General features: G+C 70.4%; 23 protein-coding genes and 2 pseudogenes. 14 read left to right on the forward strand and 11 right to left on the reverse strand.

The window, feature by feature from the left end:
- Window positions 1–68 precede the first annotated feature (68 nt).
- The 6 genes from ACIRHA_RS36405 to ACIRHA_RS36430 all read left to right on the forward strand — a co-directional run bounded on the left by ACIRHA_RS36405 (window position 69) and on the right by ACIRHA_RS36430 (window position 5,918).
- Window positions 69–1,205 carry an FAD-dependent oxidoreductase gene (locus tag ACIRHA_RS36405; protein ID WP_403854885.1) on the forward strand — a complete coding sequence of 379 codons (1,137 nt, stop codon included), beginning with the start codon at window positions 69–71 and terminating at the stop codon, window positions 1,203–1,205.
- Window positions 1,202–2,203 (forward strand): amidohydrolase family protein, encoded by a 1,002-nt coding sequence (locus ACIRHA_RS36410; RefSeq protein ID WP_403854888.1) that lies wholly within the window; start codon window positions 1,202–1,204, stop codon window positions 2,201–2,203. Before ACIRHA_RS36405 ends, ACIRHA_RS36410 begins: the two co-directional genes overlap by 4 nt.
- Before the next feature lie 6 nt (window positions 2,204–2,209).
- The gene (locus ACIRHA_RS36415; RefSeq protein WP_403854890.1) at window positions 2,210–3,148 is read left to right on the forward strand and encodes a VOC family protein; all 939 of its coding nucleotides are present in this window, start codon (window positions 2,210–2,212) and stop codon (window positions 3,146–3,148) included.
- Between the two features lie 43 nt (window positions 3,149–3,191).
- The gene (locus ACIRHA_RS36420; protein ID WP_403854893.1) at window positions 3,192–4,163 is read left to right on the forward strand and encodes a fumarylacetoacetate hydrolase family protein; all 972 of its coding nucleotides are present in this window, start codon (window positions 3,192–3,194) and stop codon (window positions 4,161–4,163) included.
- A complete protein-coding gene (locus ACIRHA_RS36425) occupies window positions 4,160–4,894 on the forward strand; it encodes an SDR family NAD(P)-dependent oxidoreductase (RefSeq protein WP_403854896.1) in 735 nt (244 codons plus the stop codon). The genes ACIRHA_RS36420 and ACIRHA_RS36425 overlap by 4 nt, the downstream gene beginning before the upstream one ends.
- 67 nt (window positions 4,895–4,961) lie before the next feature.
- A complete protein-coding gene (locus tag ACIRHA_RS36430; RefSeq protein WP_403854899.1) occupies window positions 4,962–5,918 on the forward strand; it encodes a LysR substrate-binding domain-containing protein in 957 nt (318 codons plus the stop codon).
- A 48-nt stretch (window positions 5,919–5,966) separates the two neighbouring features.
- On the opposite strand, the gene ACIRHA_RS36435 is transcribed toward ACIRHA_RS36430, so the two are convergent.
- The 5 genes from ACIRHA_RS36435 to ACIRHA_RS36455 all read right to left on the reverse strand — a co-directional run bounded on the left by ACIRHA_RS36435 (window position 5,967) and on the right by ACIRHA_RS36455 (window position 10,243).
- On the reverse strand, window positions 5,967–6,959 hold the full coding sequence (locus tag ACIRHA_RS36435) for an amidohydrolase family protein (protein ID WP_403854902.1): 993 nt from the start codon (window positions 6,957–6,959) through the stop codon (window positions 5,967–5,969).
- A 3-nt stretch (window positions 6,960–6,962) separates the two neighbouring features.
- Window positions 6,963–7,484, reverse strand: coding sequence for a 3-hydroxyanthranilate 3,4-dioxygenase (locus tag ACIRHA_RS36440; protein WP_403854905.1), 522 nt, complete (start codon window positions 7,482–7,484; stop codon window positions 6,963–6,965).
- A complete protein-coding gene (locus tag ACIRHA_RS36445; RefSeq protein ID WP_403854908.1) occupies window positions 7,481–7,918 on the reverse strand; it encodes a RidA family protein in 438 nt (145 codons plus the stop codon). The genes ACIRHA_RS36440 and ACIRHA_RS36445 overlap by 4 nt, the downstream gene beginning before the upstream one ends.
- Window positions 7,918–8,682: a 2-keto-4-pentenoate hydratase gene (locus tag ACIRHA_RS36450; RefSeq protein ID WP_403854911.1), complete on the reverse strand. Its 765-nt coding sequence runs from the start codon at window positions 8,680–8,682 to the stop codon at window positions 7,918–7,920. The genes ACIRHA_RS36445 and ACIRHA_RS36450 overlap by 1 nt, the downstream gene beginning before the upstream one ends.
- Before the next feature lie 79 nt (window positions 8,683–8,761).
- Window positions 8,762–10,243 (reverse strand): 2-hydroxymuconic semialdehyde dehydrogenase, encoded by a 1,482-nt coding sequence (locus ACIRHA_RS36455; protein WP_403854914.1) that lies wholly within the window; start codon window positions 10,241–10,243, stop codon window positions 8,762–8,764.
- Between the two features lie 275 nt (window positions 10,244–10,518).
- On the opposite strand from ACIRHA_RS36455, the gene ACIRHA_RS36460 reads away from it, so the two are divergent.
- Both ACIRHA_RS36460 and ACIRHA_RS36465 read left to right on the forward strand, forming a co-directional pair.
- Window positions 10,519–11,838: an MFS transporter gene (locus ACIRHA_RS36460; protein WP_403854917.1), complete on the forward strand. Its 1,320-nt coding sequence runs from the start codon at window positions 10,519–10,521 to the stop codon at window positions 11,836–11,838.
- The gene (locus ACIRHA_RS36465; protein WP_403854920.1) at window positions 11,835–13,082 is read left to right on the forward strand and encodes a carboxylesterase family protein; all 1,248 of its coding nucleotides are present in this window, start codon (window positions 11,835–11,837) and stop codon (window positions 13,080–13,082) included. Before ACIRHA_RS36460 ends, ACIRHA_RS36465 begins: the two co-directional genes overlap by 4 nt.
- 86 nt (window positions 13,083–13,168) lie before the next feature.
- Here the strand turns inward: ACIRHA_RS36465 and ACIRHA_RS36470 are convergent, their stop codons facing one another.
- Both ACIRHA_RS36470 and ACIRHA_RS36475 read right to left on the reverse strand, forming a co-directional pair.
- Window positions 13,169–13,735, reverse strand: a complete 567-nt coding sequence (locus ACIRHA_RS36470; RefSeq protein ID WP_403854923.1) for a hypothetical protein — start codon at window positions 13,733–13,735, stop codon at window positions 13,169–13,171.
- 156 nt (window positions 13,736–13,891) lie between these two features.
- The gene (locus tag ACIRHA_RS36475) at window positions 13,892–14,440 is read right to left on the reverse strand and encodes a chemotaxis protein CheB (RefSeq protein ID WP_403854925.1); all 549 of its coding nucleotides are present in this window, start codon (window positions 14,438–14,440) and stop codon (window positions 13,892–13,894) included.
- 217 nt (window positions 14,441–14,657) lie between these two features.
- Between ACIRHA_RS36475 and ACIRHA_RS36480 the strand changes: the two genes are divergently transcribed.
- The 3 genes from ACIRHA_RS36480 (at window position 14,658) to ACIRHA_RS36490 (ending at window position 18,049) form a co-directional block, all read left to right on the forward strand.
- Entirely contained in the window at window positions 14,658–16,175 is a 1,518-nt protein-coding gene (locus ACIRHA_RS36480; protein WP_403854927.1) for an FAD-dependent oxidoreductase, read from the forward strand.
- Between the two features lie 88 nt (window positions 16,176–16,263).
- Window positions 16,264–17,421 carry a hypothetical protein gene (locus tag ACIRHA_RS36485; protein ID WP_403854929.1) on the forward strand — a complete coding sequence of 386 codons (1,158 nt, stop codon included), beginning with the start codon at window positions 16,264–16,266 and terminating at the stop codon, window positions 17,419–17,421.
- 4 nt (window positions 17,422–17,425) lie between these two features.
- On the forward strand, window positions 17,426–18,049 hold the full coding sequence (locus ACIRHA_RS36490) for a TetR/AcrR family transcriptional regulator (protein WP_403854931.1): 624 nt from the start codon (window positions 17,426–17,428) through the stop codon (window positions 18,047–18,049).
- 134 nt (window positions 18,050–18,183) lie between these two features.
- Here the strand turns inward: ACIRHA_RS36490 and ACIRHA_RS36495 are convergent, their stop codons facing one another.
- Together ACIRHA_RS36495 and ACIRHA_RS36500 are read right to left on the reverse strand one after the other, a co-directional pair.
- Window positions 18,184–18,861 carry an ATP-binding protein gene (locus ACIRHA_RS36495; protein ID WP_403854933.1) on the reverse strand — a complete coding sequence of 226 codons (678 nt, stop codon included), beginning with the start codon at window positions 18,859–18,861 and terminating at the stop codon, window positions 18,184–18,186.
- 47 nt (window positions 18,862–18,908) lie between these two features.
- Window positions 18,909–19,829 (reverse strand): LysR family transcriptional regulator, encoded by a 921-nt coding sequence (locus tag ACIRHA_RS36500; RefSeq protein WP_403854935.1) that lies wholly within the window; start codon window positions 19,827–19,829, stop codon window positions 18,909–18,911.
- 89 nt (window positions 19,830–19,918) lie between these two features.
- On the opposite strand from ACIRHA_RS36500, the gene ACIRHA_RS36505 reads away from it, so the two are divergent.
- Complete coding sequence (locus ACIRHA_RS36505) at window positions 19,919–20,566, forward strand: LysE family transporter (protein ID WP_403854937.1); 648 nt, start codon at window positions 19,919–19,921, stop codon at window positions 20,564–20,566.
- 156 nt (window positions 20,567–20,722) lie between these two features.
- Here the strand turns inward: ACIRHA_RS36505 and ACIRHA_RS36510 are convergent, their stop codons facing one another.
- On the reverse strand, window positions 20,723–20,938 hold the full coding sequence (locus ACIRHA_RS36510) for a DUF6243 family protein (RefSeq protein WP_403854939.1): 216 nt from the start codon (window positions 20,936–20,938) through the stop codon (window positions 20,723–20,725).
- A 253-nt stretch (window positions 20,939–21,191) separates the two neighbouring features.
- On the opposite strand from ACIRHA_RS36510, the pseudogene ACIRHA_RS36515 reads away from it, so the two are divergent.
- A pseudogene (locus ACIRHA_RS36515) lies at window positions 21,192–22,151 on the forward strand (endoglycosylceramidase); the annotation flags it as partial.
- 153 nt (window positions 22,152–22,304) lie between these two features.
- On the opposite strand, the gene tnpA reads toward ACIRHA_RS36515, so the two are convergent.
- On the reverse strand, window positions 22,305–22,733 hold the full coding sequence (gene tnpA, locus ACIRHA_RS36520; protein WP_403854941.1) for an IS200/IS605 family transposase: 429 nt from the start codon (window positions 22,731–22,733) through the stop codon (window positions 22,305–22,307).
- Window positions 22,734–22,757: 24 nt separating this feature from the next.
- Between tnpA and ACIRHA_RS36525 the strand changes: the two are divergent.
- A pseudogene (locus tag ACIRHA_RS36525) lies at window positions 22,758–23,469 on the forward strand (RNA-guided endonuclease TnpB family protein); the annotation flags it as partial.

Raw genomic sequence — 23,469 nt, forward strand, 5'->3', positions numbered from 1 at the left:
GCGGTCCGAGCCCTCCTCCAACCGCCTCCCCGCTTTCAACCTCCTTGAGATACAACGGAGATCCCTTCATGAGCTCACCCCGCACGGTCCTCGTCATCGGCGGCGGCGCGGCCGGCAACGCCGCCACCATCCTGCTGCGCCGCGCCGGTGTCACGGTCGACCTGATCGAGGCGAAGGACGACTGGAACGCCACCGCCGGATCCGGCATCACCCTCCAGGGCAACGCGCTGCGCGTCCTGCGCGAACTCGGCGTGTGGGAGCAGATGGAACGGTCCGGGTACGGGTTCGACTCGGTCGGCATCACCGCCCCCGACGGCACGGTCCTGCACGTCGCCGAGGACCTGCGCACGGGTGGCGACGAGCTGCCCGCCACCGTCGGTATGCAGCGCCCGCATCTGCAACGCGTCCTGATCGACGCGGTCCGCGCGAGCGGTGCCACCGTCCGCCTGGGCGTGCGGGCCACGTTCTTCGAGCAGTCCGCCGACAACGACGGTGTCACCGTCCGCTTCACCGACGGCAGCGAGAGCCACTACGACCTGGTGATCGCCGCCGACGGCCTCGGCTCCACCACCCGCGCGGCCATCGGCATCCAGGACAAGCCGGAGCCGACCGGTATGGCCATCTGGCGCGTCGCCGCTCCCCGCCCGTCCGGTGTCACCCGCACCGACCTCGCGTACGGCGGCTCGGCCTTCATCGCCGGCTACTGCCCCACCAGCGAGTCGACCCTGTACGCGTACGTCGTCGAGGCCAAGCGCGACCGGGCGACGATCCCGGTCGACTCCTACGCGGACGAGATGCGCCGCCTGGCTTCGACGTACGGCGGTCACTGGCCGGAGATCACCGCGCACATCACCGACCCGGGACAGGTCAACTACACCTGGTTCGACCGGATGTTGGTGGAGGGTTCGTGGCACCGCGGCCGCGTCGTCCTGGTCGGAGACGCCGCGCACTGCTGCCCGCCCACGCTCGCGCAGGGCGCGGCCCTCTCCCTTGAGGACGCGCTCGTGCTGACCGAGATGCTGACCAGCACCGAAGTCTGGGACGACGCCCTCTTCCAGGCGTACTACGAGCGCCGCATCGCGCGGGTACGTCCCGTCGTCGAGGCCTCCGTACAGATCGGCCAGTGGCAGCTGGACGGCGTCCGCGACGCCGATGTCCCCGGCCTGATGGGCCGCACCATGACGATGCTGCGGGAGCTGCCGTGACCCACACACCACCCACCGTCGACGTGCACGCGCACGTCCTGCTGCCCGAGGTCGAGGCGCTGGTCGACGGTCTGCCGGGGCACGCGGAGGCGCGCTCCCTGGACGCCCGCCGCAACGGCCCGGCCGCGCTGAAGGTCAACGGCCGGATGATCGGCGAGCGCATCGAGCGCCTGACGGATGTGTCGGCGCGGCTCGCCGTGATGGACGCCCAGGGTGTGGACATCCAGGTGGTCAGCCCATCGCCCTCGCACTACCACTACTGGGCGGACGAGGAGACGGCCGAGAAGGTGTACCGGCTCGCCAATGAGGCGACCGCGGCGCACTGTTCGGCCGCCCCCGACCGGCTGCGCGGCCTCGGCCTCGTACCCCTCCAGCACCCCGAACACGCCGTGCGCGCACTCGACCACGCCCTCGACCAGGGGCTGGCCGGTGTCGAGATCTCCAGCCACGCACCGGCCCGCGAACTGTCCGACCCCGCGTACGAGCCGCTGTGGGCCCGCGCCGCCGAAACGGGGGCGCTGGTGTTCCTGCACCCGTTCGGCTGCACCCTCGACGAGCGCCTCGACCAGTGGTACCTGTCCAACTCCGTTGGCCAGCCCACGGAGAACGCGGTCGCCCTCTCCCACCTGATCTTCTCCGGCGTCCTCGACCGCCACCCCGATCTGCGGATCATCGCGGCCCACGGCGGCGGCTACCTGCCCACCCACATCGGCCGCGCCGACCACGCCTGGCGAGCCCGCCCGGACGCCCAGGGCTGCCGCGAGGCACCCAGCAGCTACCTCAAGCGTCTCTACTTCGACTCGCTCGTCCACGACCCCTACGTACTACGGGAGTTGGTGCGGGCGACGGGCCCGGACCGGGTGTTGCTCGGCTCCGACTTCCCCTTCGACATGGGCAGCGAGGACCCGCTCGGCGACCTGCGCGCCACGGAGCTGCCCGCCGCCGCCTTCGACGCCATCCGCGGCGGCAACGCCTCCGCTCTCCTCCGAAAGGACTGATCCACCGTGAACGGACGCCTGCTCACCCACCTGCGGCACGTCGATCTCGCCGTGCCCGACTACGACAAGCAGCTCGACTTCTACTCCGGTGTCTGGGGCCTGACCAAGGTCACCGAGGACTCCGGCATCTCCTTCCTCGCCGCCGAGGGCTCCCCGGAGCAGTACGTCGTCCGCCTCCGCGAGGCCGAGGAGAAGCGCCTCGACCTCGTCTCGTACGGGGCGGCTTCGGCGGCGGACGTGGACGCACTCGCCGAGCAACTCCTCCCCGGTGGAGTCCAGTTGATCTCACAGCCGGGCAAGGTCGACACCCCCGGCGGCGGCTACGGCTTCCGCTTCTTCGACGTCGACGGCCGCACCATCGAGGTCTCCGCCGACGTGGAGGTCAGGCGGCACCGCAAGATCGAGGAGAAGGAGGCCATCCCGGTCAAGCTCTCCCACGTCGTCCTCAACTCCCCCGATCTGAACCGGACCCGGGAGTGGTACGAGCGCCACCTCGGCTTCGCGCTCTCCGACACCCTCTCCTCGCCGCACATGGGCGAGGTCATGCACTTCATGCGGATCTCCAACCAGCACCACTCGATGGCGATCGCGCAGGGCCCGCACACCGCGCTGCACCATGTCTCCTTCGAGATGCGCGGCCTGGACGAGTACATGCGCGGCTCGGGCCGTGTCATGCGCGCCGGGTTCAAGAAGGTCTGGGGCCCGGGTCGGCACATGGCGGGCGACAACACGTTCACGTACTTCCTCGACCCGCACGGCAACACCGTCGAGTACACGACGGAGCTGGAGGAGCTCGACGAGGACACCTGGCACCCGCACGTCTACGACTTCTCGAAGCCCGAGGTCACCGACCAGTGGGGTACGGCGAACGCGATGAACGAGCTCATCGCCAAGGAGTCCTTCAACGACGTCGACCGCGGCGTGTTCGTCGCCCCGCCGGTCTGAGCCCGAGCCACCCCTCTTCCTCTCCCACCGGCAGGAGCCACCCATGCGTTTCGCCGCGTACGAACATCAGCACCTCCGTCACGTGGCCGTCGTGGAGGACGACGGCACGCTCTTCCCCTTGCCCGATGTCACCTCCCTCGCCACCCTCCTTCGGGAGACCGAGGGCCTTGCGGGGCTGCTGGCCGCCGGCGCGGCATCGCTCGATGTGCCTCCCGGCCCGCACGTCTCCGAGGTACGCCTGCTGCCGCCGCTGGAGCCCGTCTCCGTACGGGACTTCGTGACCTTCGAGGAGCACGTCGAGGGCGTCCGCCGCTCCGTCGACGGCGTCGCGGGCGTTCCCGAGCAGTGGTACGCGGCGCCCACCTTCTACTTCACCAACCCGCACGCCGTCTTCGGCCCGCACGACGACATTCCCGTGCCGCCCGGATCGACGGTCCTGGACTACGAGCTCGAGGTGGCCGCCGTCATCGGCCGCGAGGGCCGCGACCTCACACCCTCCCAGGCCCGCGAGCACATCATCGGCTACACCGTCTTCAACGACTGGTCCGCCCGCGACCTCCAGTCCGCCGAGATGAAGGTCGGACTCGGTCCCTGCAAGGGCAAGGACACCGCCAGCACCCTCGGCCCGTACCTGGTCACCGCCGACGAACTGGAGCCGTACCGCGACACCGACGGCTTCCTGCGTTTGGCGCTGACTGCCGAGGTCAACGGCGAGACGATCGGCAAGGACCTGCTCTCCAACATGAGTTGGACCTTCGAGGAGATGGTGTCCTACGCCTCGCGCGGCACCCGCGTCGTCCCCGGCGACGTACTCGGCTCCGGCACCTGCGGCAACGGCGGCTGCCTCGCCGAACTGTGGGGCCTGCGCGGCGAGCAGACCCCGCCTCCCCTCAAGCCCGGCGACACCGTCACCCTCACCGTCGAAGGCATCGGCAGCGTCTCCAACACGATCGCCCCCGGCGCGGAACCGGTCCCGCTCCCGGCCGGCCGCCGCCGCACCCGGGAACGGCCGTGAGCGGTCGCCTCGCGGGCCGGGTCGTCGTCATCACCGGCGCGGCCCGCGGCCAGGGCGCGGCCGAGGCGGCGGCCCTGACACACGAGGGCGCCACGGTCATCGCCACCGACGTCACCGAGACCGACGGCGTCCGCCGTCTCGACGTCACCGTCGATCACCAATGGGCCCAACTCGCCGCCGAGCTAAGGGAGTCGTACGGCCAGGTGCACGGCCTCGTCAACAACGCGGGCATCACCTGGCGGGCCCGCCTCGGCGACGTACGCGCCGAGGACTTCGCCCGCGTCCACGCCGTGAACGTCACCGGCCCGCTCCTCGGCATGCAGCACCTCACCCCGCTGATGCCACCCGGCGCCTCCGTCGTGAACGTGGGCTCCTCCGCCGCCCTCACCGCCCACTACCCGGTCGCGTACACGGCCAGCAAGTGGGCGCTGCGGGGCCTGTCGAAGACCGCCGCACTCGAACTCGGCCCGCGCGGCATCCGCGTCAACACCATCCATCCGGGCTTCATCGAGACCGAGATGACCGCGTCGGCCGCCCCCGCCTTCCGTGCGAGCAACCTCCGCGAGACACCACTGGGCCGCACCGGAACGGTCGACGAGATCCCCCCTCTCGTTACGTTCCTCCTCTCCGACGACGCGTCCTTCATCACGGGCGCCGAGATCCCGGTCGACGGCGGCTACACGGCCCACGGCGGCGCCAAGTCCATCTCCGACGCGCTGCGCGAGCCATAGCTGATCGTGGGGCCGACGGGGTGCCCGCTCCCGGTGGCCACACCCCGTATCGACTAGGGTCCGTGACGTGGACACCCCCCGCCTGTTCGACGGCAGACTCAAACTGCGGCACCTGCTGCTCGTGGACTCGCTCTCCCGGCAGGGGACCGTGGTGGGGGCCGCGAGCGAACTCCATGTGACGCAGCCCGCCGCCACCCGGAGCCTGCACGAGGTGGAGGACATCCTCGGTGTCCCGCTGTTCGAGCGCGGGCCGCGCGGGGTCACCGCCACCGTGTTCGGGGAGGCCTTCACCCAGCACGCGCGCGCTGTGCTCGCCCAGCTCACCCGGGCGGGCAGGCATGTCGTGGAGCTGGCGGAGGCGGAGCGCGGGACCGTCGTGGTCGGCATCCATCTGGCGGGGTCGAACGTGCTGCTGCCGCGTGCGGTGGCGGCGCTGAAGCGTGCGCATCCGCTGCTGACGGTGGTCGTACGGGAGGCCTCGCCGGAGGAGTTGCTGCTCGATCTGGAGGCCGGGCGCATCGATCTCATCGTCGGCCGGCTGACCGCGCCCTCCGGCGACGGCCTGATCCGGCACGCGCTGTACGACGAGTCCGTGGGTCTGGTCGTCCGTGCGGGCCATCCCCTGGCGGGGCGGGAGGGCGTCGACATCGCGGACACCCTCGGCTTCCCCTGGATCCTGCCCGGTCCGCAGACCACCCTGCGCCGCGAGGTCGAGGAGCTCTTCGTCCGCCGGGGGCTCACCCTGCCGAGGAACCGGGTGGAGGCCACCTCGTACCTCACGGTGCGTCAACTGCTGCTGGAGACCGATGTGGTGGCGGTGCTGCCCGCGCTGATCGTGCGGGACGACGGCCGGCTCGCGCCGCTGTCCGTGCCCCTGGAGCCAGTGGGGCACCGGGTGGGGGTGACGCTGCCGGCCGGCCGCACGCTCAGCCCGTCGGGCGAGGCGCTGCTGAAGGCGCTGGAGCAGACCGCGGCACTGATGACCGAGGACTCCCCCGGCCTTCGACAGGAGAAGTCCTCGTAGTCCTCGTCATGGCGGCGTCCCGGCGGCGGCCACCGCGCGGCGCGGGAGTCACAGCCCCAGGTAGCGCTCCGCGTTGCCGCGGGTGATCTTGTGTCGCGCCTCCTCGGTGAGGAAGTCGCTCTTGCGGACCACCTCGCCCACCGGCCGCTCCCCCAAGGGGTACGGGTAGTCGCTTCCCACCATGACGTGGTCCTCGCCGACGGTGTCCACGAGGAGCCGCAGCGCGCGCTCGTCGAAGACGACCGAGTCCACGGAGAACCGGCCCAGGTAGTGCGAGGGCGGGTACTGCGAGGTGCCGATCACGTCGTTGCGGCCGTGCCAGGCGTTCTCCATGCGGCCCAGCCAGAAGGCGAAGGAGCCGCCGCCGTGTGCGAAGCAGATCTTCAGCCGGTCGTCGATGCGGTCGAAGACACCACCGAGCACCATCGCCAGGATCGACAGGTGTGTCTCCGAAGGCATCGCCGTCAGCCACCGTGCCATCCACCGGTCGAGGCGGGGCGAGTTGTCCATGTCCCAGGGGTGCACGAACACCGGAACGTCCAGGGACGCGCAGTGCTGGAGGAAGGTCACCACCCCGGCGCTGTCCAGGTCCTGATCGCCGACGTGGTTGCCGATCTCCACGCCCCGGTGACCGGCCGCCACGGCGCGTTCCACCTCGCGGCAGGCGGCGTCGGGGTCCTGGAGGGGGACCTGGCAGAAGGGGATCAGGCGGTCCTGCGCGGGCGCGGTGACCTCCAGGGCCAGGTCGTTGAAGATCCGTGCGATCCTCGCCGCCTCGGCGCCGCTGCGGCCGTAGTGGAAGAACGCCGGGGTCGGTGACACCACCTGGGTCCGTACGCCGTCCGCGTCCATGTCGCGCAGCCTGACCTCCGCGTCCCAGGCGTTCGCCCGGATACGCCGGAACTCGGAGGACCCGGTCATGATGACGGCCTCGGACTCGGACTCGATCCGCAGCCACGGTGCGTCGGGGCCGCCGAGATCCGACAGGTCCGGCCAGCCCTTCGGTACGTAGTGGGTGTGGACATCGATCACGTCTGACACCGTTCAGCCCTTCCCGGGGTGCAGCGCGCCGCACGCGGAGCAGACGCGGGCCTTCTCGTCGCCGTAGAACTCCTCGAAGACCGGCGGGAGATCGGCCACGATGTCACGCACCTGCAGCTCCACCTCGTGCACGGTCGCCGAGCAGGAGAGGCAGAACCAGAGGAACTTCTCCAGCTTGCCCTCCTCGCGGACCCGCTCGATGACCAGGCCGATGGAGTCCGGGTCGGGGCGTTGCGGCGAGTGCGGCACGTTGCCGGGGAGCAGCCAGGCCTGGCCCTGCTTGATGTGTACCGTGCGCGGTCCGTCCTCGGTCATCAGGTTGACGTGCATGTCCCCCTTGACCTGGTAGAACCACTCCTCGTACGGGTCCAGGTGGAAGTCGGTGCGCTGGTTGGGGCCGCCGACGATCTGGACGATGAAGTCGTTGCCGAGTGACATGGTGCGGTTGTTCACCGGAGGCTTGAGCAGGTGTGCGTGGTCGTCGATCCAGCCCTGGAAGTCGATGACCTCGGGGATGTCGGTCACGGTGTCTCCTCGGTGGTTGCGGTCGCGGGCAGGTGTGCCACGGCCTGGATCTCGATGAGCAGGTGGGGGTGCGGCAGTTGATGCACGGCGACGGTGGTCCTGGCAGGCCCGCTCTCGTCGAAGTGCTGTCCGTAGACCTCGTTGTAGCCGCCGAAGTCGTTCATGTTGACCAGATAGGTGGTCACTTGGACGACGTCGGCGAGGCTGCCGCCCGCGTCGGCGAGGATGTCTCCGATGTTCTCCAGGACCGCGCGGGTCTGCGCCCGGATGTCGAGGTCCGTGGTGCCCATCTCGTCCGTGGAGACACCGACGAAGGTGTTGTCGGTCCGCCGCGAGCTGGTGCCGGAGACGAACACGAGGTCCCCCGCGCGCCGGAAGTGCGGGAAGCGGCCACGCGGTGTCGCCTTCCCCGGAACGATGCGTGCCTCGCCCATCACACACTCCTCACGGTGACGCGGCCGAGGCCTGACACCTCACAGGTGGTGACTCCCGCGGTCAGTGGCATCGCCGCGGTGGCCGCGCCCGCGAGCACCACGTCCCCGGCGCGCAGCGGGACGGACCTGCGCCGTGCCATGTCGAGCAGCGCGCGCAGGGCGTTCAGGGGCCCGTCCAGGATGGCTACGGTCGAGCCCGTCACCTCCTGCTCCGCGTTGCTCAACCGTACGGTCAGGTCGCCGACGTCCCGGAGCGGCGACCAGGCGCCGATCGCGTAGCCGGCCGCGGAGGTGTTGTCCGCGACCACGTCCTCGTAGGTGAACCGGAAGTCCCGGTAGCGGGAGTCGATGATCTCCAGCGCGGGTGCCACGGCGTCCACGCAGGTGGTGATGTCGGTGTCCGGGGCGGCCGGGTCCACGTCCCGGGCAAGCCGGAAGGCGACCTCGGGCTCGACCTTCGGGTGGATGAGGCGCGAGAGTTCGACATCGCCGCCGTCGGCCACGCGCATCGCGTCGGTCAGCCGGCCGACGATGATCTCCGAGACACCCATCTGCGCCATCTTGGCCTTGCTGGTGAAGCCCAGCTTGACGCCGGTGATCCGCTCACCGCGTGCGGTGCGCCGGTCGAGCAGCGCGGCCTGGACGGCGTAGGCGTCGTCGATGGTCAGGGTGTGGGTGTCGGCGAGGCTGAGCGTGTCGGTGACGGCGGTCTGGGCTGCGTCGAGCCGCCCGGCCAACTCGTCGACGGTGTGCGCGTCGAGCATCAGGTGCGTCCTTCGGTTCGGGTGGTGGCGGTGTGCGCGGTCGCATCCCGCGGGCCGCCGAGAGCATCTCTGGTCGGGGTCACAACTGCACGCATACGTTGGTGGGTTCGGTGTAGAAGTGCAGGGACGAGGCGCCTCCCTCGCGGCCGAGGCCGGACAGGCCAACGCCGCCGAAGGGAGAGCGCAGGTCGCGCAGGAACCAGGTGTTGACCCAGGCCATGCCCACGTTCATGGCCTGTGCCACGCGGTGGCCGCGCCGCAGGTCCTGTGTCCATACGGAGGCGGCGAGACCGTACTCGGTGTCGTTGGCCAGCGCGATCGCCTCCTCTTCCGTGTCGAAGGGGATCAGCGCGGCGACGGGGCCGAAGATCTCCTCGCGGACCGGCCGGTCGGCGTTGGTCAGGCCGGTCCAGAGCGTCGGTTCGATCCATGAGCCGCCGTCCAGGTGCCCGCCGAGGCTCGGGATGTTGCCGCCGGTGAGGACCTTGGCGCCGCACTCCTCGGCCAGGTCGAAGTAGCCGCGCACCTTGTCACGGTGGGCCTGCGAGATGAGCGGCCCGGTGGTCGTCCCCTCGTCGAGCGGGCTGCCCAGACGCAGGGCCCTGGCCCGTTCCACGAGCCCGTCGGCGATCTCGGCGAAGACCGACCTCTGCACGTAGACCCGCTCGGTGCACAGACACACCTGGCCCGTGTTGGCGAAGACCGAGCGGGCGAGACCGTCGAGGGTCTCCTCGATGTCGGCGTCCTCGAAGACGAGCGCGGCGTTCTTCCCGCCGAGCTCGAAAGAGACGGGCCGCACGCGCGGCGCGACCGCCTTCATCACGTGCGCGCCGGTCGCCGACGAACCGGTGAAGGTGACACCGTCGATCCCGGGGTGTGTGGTGAGATGCTCCCCCGCCGAGCCACCACCGAAGCCGTGCACGACGTTGTACGCGCCCGCCGGGAGCCCCGCCTCCGCGAGCACCTCGGCGAGCAGCGTCGCCGTGCCCGGGGTCTCCTCGCTCGGCTTGACGACCACGGTGTTCCCGCAGGCCAGCGCCGGGGCCACCTTCCAGGTGAGGAGCAGCAGCGGCAGGTTCCACGGGACGATGACCGCGACCACGCCGAGCGGCTTGCGCACCGCGTAGTTGAGGGCCTGCCGCCCGCCGGCCAGGTCGGTCATGAAGGATTCCTGGCCCGCGGCGGCGACCACGTCGGCGAAGGTGCGGAAATTGGCGACGGCGCGGGGCACGTCCAGCTCCCGGGACAGTGTCAGGGGCTTGCCGGTGTCGGCCGTCTCGGCGGCCACGAACTCCTCGAACCGTGCCTCGATGAGGTCCGCGGCCCGCCGGAGCACGGCGGTGCGCTCCCCGACCGGGGTCGACGACCAGGGGCCGAGGGCCGTGCGGGCCGCCGTGACCGCCCGGTCCACCAGGGGGGCGTCGGCCTCGTGCACCTGGGCGTGCGCGCGGCCGGTGGCCGGGTCGATCGCGTCGAAGGAGCGGTGGCCGGGGCCGGGTTCGGGGTCGACGTACCGTCCGTCGACGAAGTTGCGGATCCATCGTGTCGTGTCTGCCGTCATGCGTCACAGCCTGGAACTCCGGCTCCATGCCTGACAAATGAGCTTTTCGCTCGCCGCCATGCCTGTTTCGGTATGCCGGGCCGAGCGGCTGCCGGATCGCCCCGGAGCGTGTCCGGTATACCCGTACCGCTATGGCGGCGGGGGAAACCGGCATTTGTCGGCCGGTCCGCGGGGGCCCAGGATCCACCGAAAGCGCGGAACCCGCCCGGCGCCCGCTGCGGAGTCCACCGCGCCGGAGCCCACCCGCCGACCCCAGCAAGCGAGGTACGTACGCCATGAGCGACCCCGAGCGTTCGGAAGGTGCGAGCAGAACCGCGCTCGCCACCCTCCTCGGCACCACGTTGGAGTGGTACGACTTCTTCCTCTACGGCACGGCCGCCGCCCTCATCTTCGACAAGCAGTTCTTCCCGGGCCTGAGCCCGGCGGCAGGTACGCTCGCCGCCTTCAGCACCCTCGCCGTGGGCTTCGTGGCCCGTCCCCTGGGCGGGCTGGTCTTCGGCCACTTCGGAGACCGTCTCGGCCGCCGCTCCACGCTGGTGGTCTCGCTGCTGCTGATGGGTCTCGGCTCCACCCTCATCGGACTCGTGCCGGGCTACGACACCATCGGCCTGTGGGCCCCCGTCCTCCTGGTGGTGCTGCGCATCGTCCAGGGGATCGGCCTCGGCGGCGAGGGCGCGGGCGCCACGTTGATGTCCATGGAGCACGCCCCCGAGGGACGGCGGAACCTGTACGCCGGTTTCCCGCAGATGGGTACACCGGCCGGTCTGGTGCTCGCCAATCTCGTCTTCTTGGCCACCAACTCCCTTGCCGGGCATGAGGCGTTCACCGGGTGGGCCTGGCGCATCCCGTTCCTGCTGAGCTTCGTCCTGGTCGCCGTCGGGCTGGTCGTCAGGCTGCGGGTCACCGAGTCCCCGTCCTTCGACCGGGCGCGGGAAGAGCAGGAGGTGGCCCGCTTCCCGCTGGCCGACGCCATGAAGGTCGGCCTTCCGCGCCTCGGCCTGACCCTGCTGGCCGTGCTCGCCAACTCCACGGTCGCGTACGTCTTCATGGTCTTCACGCTGTCGTACGGCACTCAACACCTGGGCTACGACCAGCAGTTCCTCATTCTCGGGGTGAGCGGGGCGGCCGTGCTGTGGTTCGCGTCCATCCCGGCGTGGACGCGCTTCGCCGACCGGCGCGGCAGACGCGGCATGTTCATCGCCGGCTCCGTGGCCGTCCTCGTCTGGTGTGCGGTCTTCTTCCCGCTGCTCGACACCGGGAGCCGTGCGACCGCCCTGGTCGCGCTCGCCGGGATGGGCCTGATCATCCCCGTGACGCACTGTGTGCAGGGCGCCATCATCGCCGATACGTTCCCGGTGCGGGTGCGGTACTCCGGTACCTCGCTGATCCTCCAGGCCGGTGCCGTACTCGGTGGCGGCCTCGCACCCATGATCTCCAGCGCCCTGCTCGGAGGCGGCGACTCCTCGATGGGTGTGACCTGGTACCTCGTGGTGATGTGCGCGCTCAGTCTCGTCGGCGCGGTGGCCCTGTTCCGTGCGGTCCCCGAGACTCCTCAGCAGAAGGTGACCACTCCCGAGTTCGCAGGTGAGGCATGAACGACCAGTCCGTGGTCCGCAGCGGCCCCCTCCGGTTCGCCACCGCGGAGCGGTTCTCCCCGCCCGTGCCCGTACGCGGGGTGGAACCGGCCCACGGCTCCGGCGGTATCTGCCCCCAGCCGCCGTCCCGGCTCGACAAGGTGATGGGCCCGCCCCACGACCGCAGACCCCAGAGCGAGGACTGCCTCCACCTGTCGGTCACCTCCCCGACCGCCCCCGTCCCCGTCCCCGCCCGCGTCCCCGCCCCCGTCCCCGGAACGGGACGCCCGGTACTCCTGTGGTTCCACGGAGGTGGCTTCAGCAGCGGCGCCGGTGTCCTCGACTGGTACGACGGCAGCGCGCTCGCCGCCGAGCAGGATGTGGTCGTCGTCAGCGCCGGATACCGCCTGGGCGCGCTCGGCTATCTCGTGCTCGACGGGGTCAGCGAGGGAAACCTCGGCCTCCTCGACCAGTTGGAGGCGCTGCGCTGGGTACGCGACAACATCCACCTCTACGGGGGCGACCCCGGCCGGATCACACTCTTCGGCCAGTCGGCCGGTGCCCTGTCCATCCTGCGACTGCTCCGCATGCCCGAGGCCCGGGGACTGTTCCGCCGCGCGGTGCTGCAGAGCGCACCCGTCTCCATCGCCACCAGATCACTCGCCGAGGCCCGCGAAACGGGCCGCCTCTTCGCCGCACACCTCGACGCCGATCCGCACACCGCCTCGCACGAGGCGCTGCTCACGGCGCAGGCCCAGACGGCGGCGGACCTCCAACAGCTGGTGGGAAACACCCTGGTTCCTCCGTTCGGCCCGGTCGCCGACACCCGCTCCCTTCCGGCCGGCCCCGAGGACTTCGCCTTCGACCCCACCGCCATGGACGTCCTCTACGGCTGGAACGCCGACGACATGTCCGCCTTCCCCGAGGGCCCCAACGACCAGGGCGGCGTGGCGGAACGCACCCACCGCGCGTACGAGTCGCCGCTCACCGCCCTGCACGGGGAACTGGAACGCGCGGGCGCCCGTGTGTACGGCTACCGGCTCGACTGGCGCCCCCGCGGCTCCGCGTACGGCGCCACCCACTGTGTGGAGCTCCCGCTCCTCCTCGGCTCGGCGGCGGCCTGGCACGGCGCGCCGATGCTCGGCGACCTCGACTGGTCCGAGGTGGACGGTTTCGGACGCGAGGTCCGAACGGCGTGGGCCACCTTCGCCCGTACCGGGGACCCGGGGGTGCTGCCCGCTCCGATGACCGCGCTGGACCGCTGAGCCCTGACCGGCGATGTCGGCCAAGCAGACTCGATTCCACGCGCGGGCCGAGACGGCCAACTGGGCGGCAGGGCAGGCGAAGGCGCCTACGTACCGGTCCCGACCGGCTGGTTCGCGGGCCCGCCGCTCCCCAGGATGCGCTGCGCCCCCACGACGAACCGTGCGCGCGACTGGCGGAACTCGGCGTTCCTGCGGTTCAGTTGCTCGTCCATTTCGTTGAAGGTGAGGGCTTCGCCGAACGCGATCCTGAAGCGATGCATGTTGACGTCGTAGATGCCTTGCGCGAGGTCGGCCATGTCCTCCGGGCCGGCCACTCGCACGTTCCAGATGGCACGGCGCAGCATGCGCAGGGACGCCTGGCTCTCCTCTCGCAGCGGTCCCCACTCGCTCGTCGGGCCCCGTGATCCCGCCGATTCCTTGCGGGCTGCCACGATGTCGTCGAGGGAGGCGATGAACCGTTCGGATGCGTCCATGACCTCGGCGTAGGAAGCGCTGCGGTCCGCGCGGAGTTGACCGCGCCGCTCCGCTCTCTCTTGAGCGGCGATCTGTTCCAAGGTGGCTCTTCGTTGCATCCACGCGCCCGTGAGCGTTCCGCCGAGGGCGCCGACCACACCTATGAATGCCGCCAGAACGGCGGCCATGCTCTCGTCCACATACGTCTGTTTAGAGCACATCGTCTTGCCGATCAAGGCATCGCGGACAGCCGCACGGTGAAGCGCTCGCGGCGGGGACATCCGCGGATTCGAGGGACCTGGGGACCTGGGGACCTGACGACCCGAGCTCACCTGTGAACTCGCCCACGCGAGCCCTCAACAACGCCCCACCAGACGGGTGATGGCCGGTGCGATGTCTTCCAGGGGCAGGACGAGGTCGACCAGTCCGGTGTTGATCGCCGAGCGGGGCATGCCGCGGAACTCGGCCGTGTCCGGGTCCTGCACGATGACGGTGCCGCCGCGCTTCTTCACGGCGGCGATGCCCTGGGAACCGTCGCCGTCGCTGCCGGTGAGTACGCAGGCGATGGTCCGGGAACCGTAGGCCTTCGCCGCGGACTCGAACATCGGGTCGGCGGCCGGGCGGGCGAAGTTCACCGGCTCTTCCTCCGTCAACGCCAGCCTCTTGGCCGGCCCTACGCACAGGTGCCGGTCGGGCGGCGCGATGTAGACGGTGCCCAGGTTCGGGTCGTCCCCGTCCTGGGCCAGCTTGATCCTGAGGTCGGTCCGGCGCGACAGCACGGGGACGATCCGTGTCTCGCGGGAACGGCGCAGGTGCTGCACCACCAGCACGAACGCCGACAGCTCGCCGCTCAGGCCGCCCAGCAGTGTCCCCAGGCCCTGGATCCCGCCCGCGGAGGCAGCCACCAGGACGCAACAGTCATCAGAAGTGGGCGATGAACCGGTACTCACCTCTGGAGAGTAACCCTCGGGCCGGTCCAGCAGGCGGAGGCACCTGCACCCGCGCCCCGCCCCGCCCCGCCGGAAGGTTGACGGGCAAAGGCTGGTGACTTCAGGGCGTAGCTGCTAGCTTCCCCCTCCATCGATCATACATTCAGCCATGACGTGTATGAATGGAGTGACTATGCGAGGAAAGACGGCCGTGGTGCTGGGCGGCAGCGTGGCGGGGCTGTGTGCGGCGGGAGTGCTCGCGCGGCATTTCGACGAGGTGATCGTTCTGGAGCGGGACCAGCTCCCGCCGGACGCGCAGCATCGACGGGGCGTACCGCAGAGCAAGCACCCGCACTTCCTTCTCAACTCCGGGCGTCGCGCGATCGGTGAGATCTTCCCCGGATTCGAGGAGGATCTGATCGCCGCGGGCGGGATGCTCCTGATGCCGTCGCTGGACGCGGCGTACTGCGAGAACGACGGCTGGGGCCCGCGCCAGGCCGGCTCGATGACGATGGTCTACAGCTCCCGCGTGCTCATCGAGCGGGTCCTGCGTGACAAGGTCCGTGAGCTTCCGGCCATCGGCATCCGCGAGGGTGTGAGCGTCACCGGGCTTCGTACCAGCGGGGGCGGCACAGCGAGCGGGCGCGTCGAGGGGGTCGACTTCCGTACGGACGCGGGCGATTCGGGTCACCTCTCCGCCGACCTGGTCGTCGACGCGCTGGGGCGCGGCTCTTCCGTCGCCGACTGGCTGACCGGGGCGGGCTGGCCGGCGGCGCCGGAGAAGACCCTCGACGCCAAGGTCACCTACACCTCGCGGTGGTACGACCTGCCGCCCGCCGGTCGGCGTCCCGAGTCCTGGTGGTGGAAGCACCTGGTCGTCACCCCGACCCAGGACACCGGCGACCATCCCGAGGAGCACGAGTTCCTCAGCAACTTCTTCCCGATCGAGGGCGATCGCGCGATCGTGTGCATGGGCGCGTGGGGCCTGCGGATGCCCCGCGAGGTCGGCACCTTCGAGGCCGCGGCGGACCGTGTGCGGGCGACGGCCTTCGGACAGGCGATGCACACCTGCACACCGACGTCCGAGGTGCACCTCACCCGCTCGACCGGAAACAAGTGGCGCCGCTTCGACCTGCTCGACCGACCGCCGCTCGGCCTGGTGAGTGTCGGTGACTCGATCTGCGCGTTCAATCCGTTCTACGCCCAGGGGATGAGTTCGGCGGCCCGCTCCGCGCTCATCCTCGCCGAGCTGCTGCGCGGCCGCGAGGCCCTCGACGCCGCCTTCTTCCGCGAGTTCCTCGCCCTGCAGAAGAAGTCGCTCGACGTGCCGTGGATGCTCGCGATGGCCCGTGACCAGGCCTACGACTTCGCGACCGGGAGCGAGGTCGTCGCTCCCTGGCGCCGCAAACTGGCCGCGCGGCTCAGCTGGCCGGTCTTCAACGCCATCACCGCCACAAGCCGTGAAGACGCCTACGTGGAGCGGGCGTTCGCCGAGGTCTTCAACCTCGACAAGTCGCTGCGGGAGATGGCCACCGACCCGCGGTTCTGGTTCCGTATCGCGCGCTACAAGGTGCGCCAACGACTGGGCCGCACCGTGGTGCCCGGCGGCTTCGACGACCAACAGGATCCGCCCGCGACCGACTTCACGGACGCCGCCACCAACGGCGCCGGCCACAGGCCCGCCGCGGACCCCGCTCTCGTGAAGGACTGAGACACGGACCGGGACACACCGGACTGAGCCACCAGACCGAGACATGTACTGAGACACCCACCGGCACGACCGACCCGAGGAGCGACGGATGGGCTACACATGCGACTCAGCGGCCGAGCGCATCGCGGAAGGACTCGGATTCTCGTGCCATGACGCCTCCCCCGTCCTGGACCTCCGCAACCCGTTCGGTCTCGAGAGCGGCACGATGCCGTTCCTCGAACTGCTCGTCATCGGTGGCGCGGTGTTCGCCCTCGTCCATGCGTGGCGGCGGTGGCGGCGCGACGGCGACCCCGTCAACATCTCGCTGTGGTTCGCCTCGGTCGTCTACCTGGCGGTGATCGAGCCGCCGCTCTACTTCCCGAGCTGGTTCGGGTTGCAGGAGCATGTCGGGTTCATCTTCTCCCACAACGTGTTCACCGTGCAGTTCATGTACGACCGGCTGCCGCTCTACATCGTCGCCTTCTATCCGGCGCTGTCGCAGCTCGCGTACGAACTGGTCCGTGTCCTCGGCGTCTTCGCGCGGCGCGGGCCGCTGGCGGGTTCGCTGGCCGTCGCGTTCGTCTGCCAGGTGTTCTACGAGATCTTCGACCAGCTCGGGCCTCAACTGAAGTGGTGGGCCTGGAACCCCGGCAACAAGATGATCAACGAACCGGCGCTCGCCTCGGTCCCGATGAACAGCATGTTCCTGTTCGCCTCGGTGTCCTTCGGCGCGATGACCTACCTCGTCGTACGGCTGGTCGGCGCGAAGGACGCCGGGGAGGGCGGCGTGACGGACGGCCGGGCCGCGCTCTCCGGCCGTCGGATCGCCCTGCGCACCCTGGCCGCCGGTGTCCTGACGCCGCTCGCGATGGGTGTCGCCGGGATACCGAGCAACCTCTTCCGCGGCGGGGACCAGCTCGGGGTCCAACGGGCCGTCCTCGGCGTCGAACTGGCCCTTGTCTGGCTCGTCGGCCTCTATCTGCTCACGAACACATGGCGCGCGCATCGGGCCGACCCGGCACCGTCCCCGCCGGTGTCCCCGTGGTTCGCCCGGACCTACCCGGCGTTGTACCTCGCCGCCCATGTGGTGCTCTGGCTGGTCGCGTTGCCGGCGTACTTCGCGGCGTCCGGCGGCGTCACCGAGCAGGGCACACCGGTCGGCAGCCTCTGGTACGCCGTCCTGTGCACCGTCGCCGCCACCGGCCTCGTCGTGGCCGCGCTCCGCGTGACCATGCCCCAACGGGCCAAGGAGCCTGTGCGATCCTGAGGGCATGGGTCATCACGGCTGGGGAGGCCGCCCTCCCGCATCGGACGCGGAGGCGCGGCAGCGGATCATCGACGCGACCGCCCGCTGCGTCGACCGGCACGGCGCCGCGAAGACGACCCTGTCCGACGTCGCCGGCGAACTCGGTGTCACCCGGCAGACCGTGTACCGGCACTTCGGTGGCATCGGCGACATCATCGGCGAGGTGGCGGCCCAGGGCGCCGAGTCGTTCGTCGACTCGATGATCGCGCACCTGCAAGGGATCACCGACCCGGCGGAGGCCGTGGTCGAGGGCATGGTCTTCTGCGTACGGACCATCCCCACCGAGCCACGTCTGAGCCTGCTGCTGCAACGCGGCGACACCACCGCCTTCGGCCGCGGCGCCACCACCGGTGACACCATCACCTACGGCGCCAAGATGCTCCAGCGGTTCCCCGTCGACTGGGCCGCCGCGGGCATCGGCGAAGCCGACCTCGACGGCCTGGCCGAGATCATCATGCGCCTCCTGACCTCCCTGCTCCAGCACCCCGGCGAACCCCCACAGAACGAGGCCCACCTCCGCGCCTTCCTCACCCGCTGGCTGGCCCCGGCCCTGTCCGGCACACCGACATCCGAGCATCCGCACGCGTGAAGCCGTGCAACACGTCCCCACCGCCTGGGATCGCGGCGCTCCGCCGCGGCGAGATCATCGGCCTGGTCGAGAGCCACCGGTGGCACTGTGCACACGCCCAGCACCGGAGCAACAGCAACAGCAACAACAGCCGCTCAGCGCGCGCCAATACCCAGCAGCCCCTGCAACCGCTCCCGGACATCCCGCTCCGTCTGCGCCGCGTCGCGCCCGCCCACGTCGACGCTCACCACGTTCCACCGCGTCGCCGCCAGCAGGCGCAGGGTCAGTTCGCTCTCCCAGCGCAGATGGGCCGCCGCGGAAGCCAGGTCGCTGACGGAACCGGTGCCGGGTGAGCTCCGGAGCTTGTCGACATACCAGTCCGCCCACCGCGGGCCTTCCCGTTCGACCGCTCGCCGCAACGCGACGTCCGGATCGTCCCGCAGGAACACGACGGTGACCCGTGTCGGCCGCACGGCTTCCTCGAGATCGTGCACGACCCGCGTGATCGCCGTCTCGTCATGCCCCCAGGCCACCAGGGACGGAATGAAGGGGATCAGCGCATCCGTCACCAGGACGTCCACGCCATCGGCTCGCGCCTGCTCCACGTACGCCCGCGTCGCCTCGACCAGAGTCCGCGGCCGCACGCTGCCGGCTCCCCCGGCGAACTCCTCGGCCACGGCGCCGAAGGCAGCACGCACGAGGATGTCAGCTTCCTCGAAGTGATCGACCACGGCCCCCGAGGCGCCGACCCAACGCGCCAACGCGCCGCACAGCGTCGACTTCCCCACACCGGGGCTGCTGCCCACGACCGCGATCAAGTCCTGTTCCACCACCGCAGTTTTCCACACCACCGCCCACCGACATCGTCGCGTGCCACCCATCAAGGCCGGACGGCGGAATCCGAGCGATCGGCTGCGGCCCTGCGCAGCGCCGCAAGCCCGCGGGCGATCACGGGGTGGTCCTCACTGCCGCGCCGTACGCAGGCGACGAATCGCCGTACCGGGGCGGGCGCACCGCGCAGTGGCACCCGCACCAGCTCCGGTGACACGGGCGCCAGGCGCGGCACCAGCGCGATTCCCAGACCGTGGGCGACCAGCGCGGCCACGGCGTGCCAGTCGACCGCGGCATGCGCCGTCCGTGGTGTGAACCCGGCCGCCGCGCCCGCCACCGTCAGCAACTGCTCCTGATCGAGGGGGTCACCGGCTCTGATCCAGGTCTCCTCCGCGGCCTCGGCCAGGCCGATGCCGTCGGTGCGCGCCGCGAAGGGGTGCCCGGGTGGCACCAGTACGTCAAGTGGCTCCTCCAGCAAGGGGAGTTGAGTGAAGCGCGCATCGCCTTGCGCCGGGCCACCGGGCGCCGGGATCGCCACCGCGATGTCCGCGCGTTCCGTCGTCAGCAGCTCGTACCGGTCCTCGGCGTGGTCCTCACCGATCTCCACCGTTGTCCGCGGATGCTCGTCGCGGAGGATCCGGGCCGCGGGTGCCATCAGCGCCGCGATGGCCGTGGCCGCCCCTGTGAACCGCAGCCGCCCCGCCTCCTCGTTGCCGTACGTCGCCAGCTCGGCCCTCGCCTGCTCCCAGCGTGCGAACAGCGCGTCGGCGTGCCGGATCAGGGCCAGCGCCGCGGGGGTGAGCCGGACCCGCCGCCCGTCCGGTTCCAGCAGCTCGACACCCACTTGGGCCGCGAGTTGCCGCAGTTGCTGGGAGACGGTGGACGGGGTGAGGTGCAGCACGCGGGCGGTCGCGGTGACCGTGCCCTGTTCGTACAGGACCCGCAGGGTCTGCAGCCGGGGATCGATCATGCGGCCATCCAACCATTCGCCACAGCCGCACGGTTCCAGGCGGAAACATTCGATGGACACACACGCTCGCAGCCGCCGAGACTCCCTGCATGGCCGTCTCCGAACTCCTCAACGATGCCTTCCTGCCGGGCCTGTGGGCCGGGTACGCCCTGGCCGTGCCCGTCGGCGCACTCGCCGTCCTGCTGGTCGGCCTGACCGCGCGAACCTCGCTGAGGGTGGGTACCTCGGCGGCGCTCGGCGTGGCCACGGCCGACGGTCTCTACGCGGCGCTCGCCGTACTCGGCGGGGCCGCAGTCTCCCGAATCGTTCAGCCCGTGGCGGGTCCACTTCGCTGGGTCGCCGCCGCGGTCCTGCTGGGCCTGGCGGCCCGGACCGCACTCACCGCGGTACGTGAGCGGGGCGCGACCTCGGACGCGACGTCCCCGCCATCCGCCCTGGGCCGACCCGGACGTGCCTATCTCGGCTTCCTCGGTCTGACCCTGCTCAACCCCTGGACCATCGTCTACTTCTCGGCCCTCGTACTGGCCGGGCCCGCGCGCGGAGACGGCGGCGGACCCGCCCGCGCCGCGTTCGTCGCGGCCGTGATCGCCGCCTCCGCGAGCTGGCAGCTGCTTCTGGCAACGGGTGGAGCCGTGCTGGGCAGGGCACTGACCGGCCCGCGGGGGCGGCTCGTCACCGCGGTGACGTCGAGCGCGGTGATCGGGGCGCTCGCGGTGAGCCTGGTGCTTCCGCCGTAGGTCTCGGGCAGGCCCTGGTTGCAGCACTGGGTGGCGCCCCGACGACGTACAGTTCCGCGCCGGGCGCGGCCGTAGTGGCGACGTAGGTGACAGGGCCCGGACCGCGCGTCGCGGTCCGGGCCCTGTCACCGTGCTGTGCCGCCCTGCGGCGGTGCGTCAGCTCTGGGTGCTGTCGTCGCCCGCCTGCTCGGCGGCCTCGGCAGCGGCGGCCTTCTCGCGCATCTTGCGCACCAGCTCCGCCTTCTGCTCGGCGGCGCCCTGGCGGTCGAGGTTGCGGTGCGGGCCGTTGTTCTGGCGCTCGGCGCGGGACAGCTTCTTGCGCTGGCCGCCGCCCTGGCCCACAGGGTTGTTGATGTTCTTGCTCACGGTCATGGGTTCTCCCGGAATGATGTGGAGTGATCTACGGATTCATCGATGGGGGACGGGCGCGGCGACGTCGAAGGACGTCAGCAGGGGCCCGTCACGCTCTCACTCGTAAATCGGCGTCTGGAAGAACATGGTCCAGACATTACCCGGTTCCGTCGGGCCCGCGCACCAGGTTTTCCGCCGTCCCGGCGCGGGCCGGCCCTTCGGCGACGACCCCGCGGCATTGACGGTGACCTGACATAACCGGACCGTAGGGGGCATGCCGAAGACGTGTGCACGCCTGCTCGCCGTCCTGGCGGTCCTCTGCGGATTTCTGACCGTGTCGGGCGCCCCGCCCGCCACCGCCGCCGACGCTCTCCCCCACTCCCTCTGGTTCGACGAGACACCCCTCACCGTCAAGGACGGCCGCTTCACCGACGGCCATGGCAGAGAGGTCGTACTGCGCGGCTACAACGTCTCCGGCGAGACCAAACTGGCGGAGAACGGCGGACTGCCCTTCGCCTCCGTGGCCGACGCCAAGAAGTCCGCGGCGGCGCTGCGCGCATCGGGTGGCGGCAACGCCGTCCGCTTCCTGCTCTCCTGGGCCGCCGCCGAACCCGAGCGGGGCAGGGTCGACACCGCCTATCTCGCCGCCGCCACCGGCCAGATACGCGCCTTCCTCGACGCCGGCATCCGCGTCTACCCCGACTTCCACCAGGACCTCTACTCCCGGTATCTGTTCGACGCGGACAGCTGGTACACGGGCGACGGCGCGCCCAAGTGGGCCGTGCAGGCGGGCGGTTACCCCAAGGAGTCCTGTGGGATCTGCCTCCTGTGGGGCCAGAACATCACCCAGAACAAGGCCGTCACGCAGGCCTCGCACGACTTCTGGCACAACAAGTACGGCCTGCGGGAGGCCTTCCTGGACACCGCCGGGGCCACCATGGCGTACATCAAGGAGCACGTGAGCGCGGCCGAGTTCACCGGCGTCGTCGGCTTCGACCCGTACAACGAACCGCACGCCGGCACGTACGACTCGGGGCAGACGAGCCGCACTTGGGAGCGGGACGTACTGTGGCCGTTCTACGAGAAGTTCCGCGCCCGCATGGACACGGCCGGCTGGCAGGACAAGCCGCTCTTCGCGGAACCGAACCTCTTCTGGAACGCCAACCTCGACTTCCAGCGGCAGGAGGGCGGGCTCCTCGACGCCGGCGCACTCGGCCCGCGCTATGTGTTCAACTGAATCTTGCGGGAATCCCGTGGCTTCAGCCAGCTGGAGGAATCGCATCCCGTGACCGCGCCCCGGAGGGGCGCAGCGTTCTACCGGCGGAGCCGGTCGGGGCTCGCCGCGGAGCGGCGTGATGCTGAATCTTGCGCGGAATGGGGCTCTGGCTCAGCCGGGGCGTTGCTGGTTCTCGATGTACTCCTTGACCACCTTCAAGGGGGCGCCTCCGGCGGAGGCGGCGAAGTAGGACGGTGACCAGAAGTGCTCGCCCCACAGATGGCGGCGGATGTGGTCGGGGTATTCCTTGCGCAGCAGGCGCGCGGACACGCCTTTGAGGGAGCCGACCAGGCGGGACAGGGCGACCTGCGGCGGATAGTGGACCAGGAGATGGACGTGGTCGGCTTCGCCGTTGAACTCGGTCAGTTCGGCCCGGAAGCCGGCGCACACTTCGGTCATGATCTTCTCGCACCGGGTGAGGATCTCGTCGGTGAACACGGCCCGCCGGTACTTCGGGACAAAGACCAAATGGGCATGCAGGGTGTAGACAACGCTACGACCCCTACGAATGTTCGGATTTGGTTCCCATCGTGGTGACACAGGTCAAGTAGTAGCATGCCGGGCATGAAGCTGGTGGTGCGCGTCAAGCTGCTGCCAACGCCCGCGCAGGCGCTGGCACTTGAGGCAACCCTGCATGCCTGCAACGAGGCGGCGAACTGGCTGTCGGCGCAGGCTTTCGCGCACACGGTGCGCTCCCGGTCGGGCCTGCAGGCGCTGGCGTACAGGGAGTTGAAAGCGCAGGGACTGTCCGCGCAGCCCGCCCTGCATGTACTGCGCAAGGTCGCTGACGCCTACACCACACTGAAGGCGAACCTGAAGGCCAAAAACCTGGGCAGGCCCGGATCCAAGCGGCACACGAAGGCCACCGGCAAGCCGATCACCTTCCGCGCGCAGGCCGCTCAGCCCTTCGACGACCGGTGCCTGTCCTGGCAGATGCGCGAGCGCACGGTGTCCATCTGGACCACCACCGGGCGGCTGAAACAGCTGGCCTTCACCGGCAGTACCGAACAGCTGGCCTTCCTCGAAGCGCACCGCAAGGGCGAGAGCGACCTGCTGTGCCAGGACGGGCAGTGGTATCTGATCGCCACCTGCGAGATCCCCGAGACGGAGCAGAACCCGCACCCGGCCGGATTCGTCGGGGTGGACCTGGGGATCGTGAACATCGCCACCACCTCCACCGACCGCCGCTACAGCGGGCGCCGCATCAACCGCACCCGGGAACGCGACCGGGCGCTGCGCTCCACGCTGCAGAAGAAGGGCACCAAGTCAGCCAAGC

The organism is Streptomyces sp. NPDC102360 (assembly GCF_044766085.1).
GTDB lineage: Bacteria > Actinomycetota > Actinomycetes > Streptomycetales > Streptomycetaceae > Streptomyces.

What these genes read in the sequence shown, in the direction of transcription:
- ACIRHA_RS36500 (WP_403854935.1), bottom strand. Translation starts at nt 19,829, where the DNA reads ATGATCGATCCCCGGCTGCAGACCCTGCGGGTCCTGTACGAACAGGGC.
- ACIRHA_RS36405 (WP_403854885.1), top strand. Translation starts at nt 69, where the DNA reads ATGAGCTCACCCCGCACGGTCCTCGTCATCGGCGGCGGCGCGGCCGGC.
- ACIRHA_RS36465 (WP_403854920.1), top strand. Translation starts at nt 11,835, where the DNA reads ATGAACGACCAGTCCGTGGTCCGCAGCGGCCCCCTCCGGTTCGCCACC.
- ACIRHA_RS36460 (WP_403854917.1), top strand. Translation starts at nt 10,519, where the DNA reads ATGAGCGACCCCGAGCGTTCGGAAGGTGCGAGCAGAACCGCGCTCGCC.
- ACIRHA_RS36510 (WP_403854939.1), bottom strand. Translation starts at nt 20,938, where the DNA reads ATGACCGTGAGCAAGAACATCAACAACCCTGTGGGCCAGGGCGGCGGC.
- ACIRHA_RS36450 (WP_403854911.1), bottom strand. Translation starts at nt 8,682, where the DNA reads ATGCTCGACGCGCACACCGTCGACGAGTTGGCCGGGCGGCTCGACGCA.
- ACIRHA_RS36455 (WP_403854914.1), bottom strand. Translation starts at nt 10,243, where the DNA reads ATGACGGCAGACACGACACGATGGATCCGCAACTTCGTCGACGGACGG.
- ACIRHA_RS36420 (WP_403854893.1), top strand. Translation starts at nt 3,192, where the DNA reads ATGCGTTTCGCCGCGTACGAACATCAGCACCTCCGTCACGTGGCCGTC.
- ACIRHA_RS36490 (WP_403854931.1), top strand. Translation starts at nt 17,426, where the DNA reads ATGGGTCATCACGGCTGGGGAGGCCGCCCTCCCGCATCGGACGCGGAG.
- ACIRHA_RS36505 (WP_403854937.1), top strand. Translation starts at nt 19,919, where the DNA reads ATGGCCGTCTCCGAACTCCTCAACGATGCCTTCCTGCCGGGCCTGTGG.
- ACIRHA_RS36485 (WP_403854929.1), top strand. Translation starts at nt 16,264, where the DNA reads ATGGGCTACACATGCGACTCAGCGGCCGAGCGCATCGCGGAAGGACTC.
- ACIRHA_RS36445 (WP_403854908.1), bottom strand. Translation starts at nt 7,918, where the DNA reads ATGGGCGAGGCACGCATCGTTCCGGGGAAGGCGACACCGCGTGGCCGC.
- ACIRHA_RS36480 (WP_403854927.1), top strand. Translation starts at nt 14,658, where the DNA reads ATGCGAGGAAAGACGGCCGTGGTGCTGGGCGGCAGCGTGGCGGGGCTG.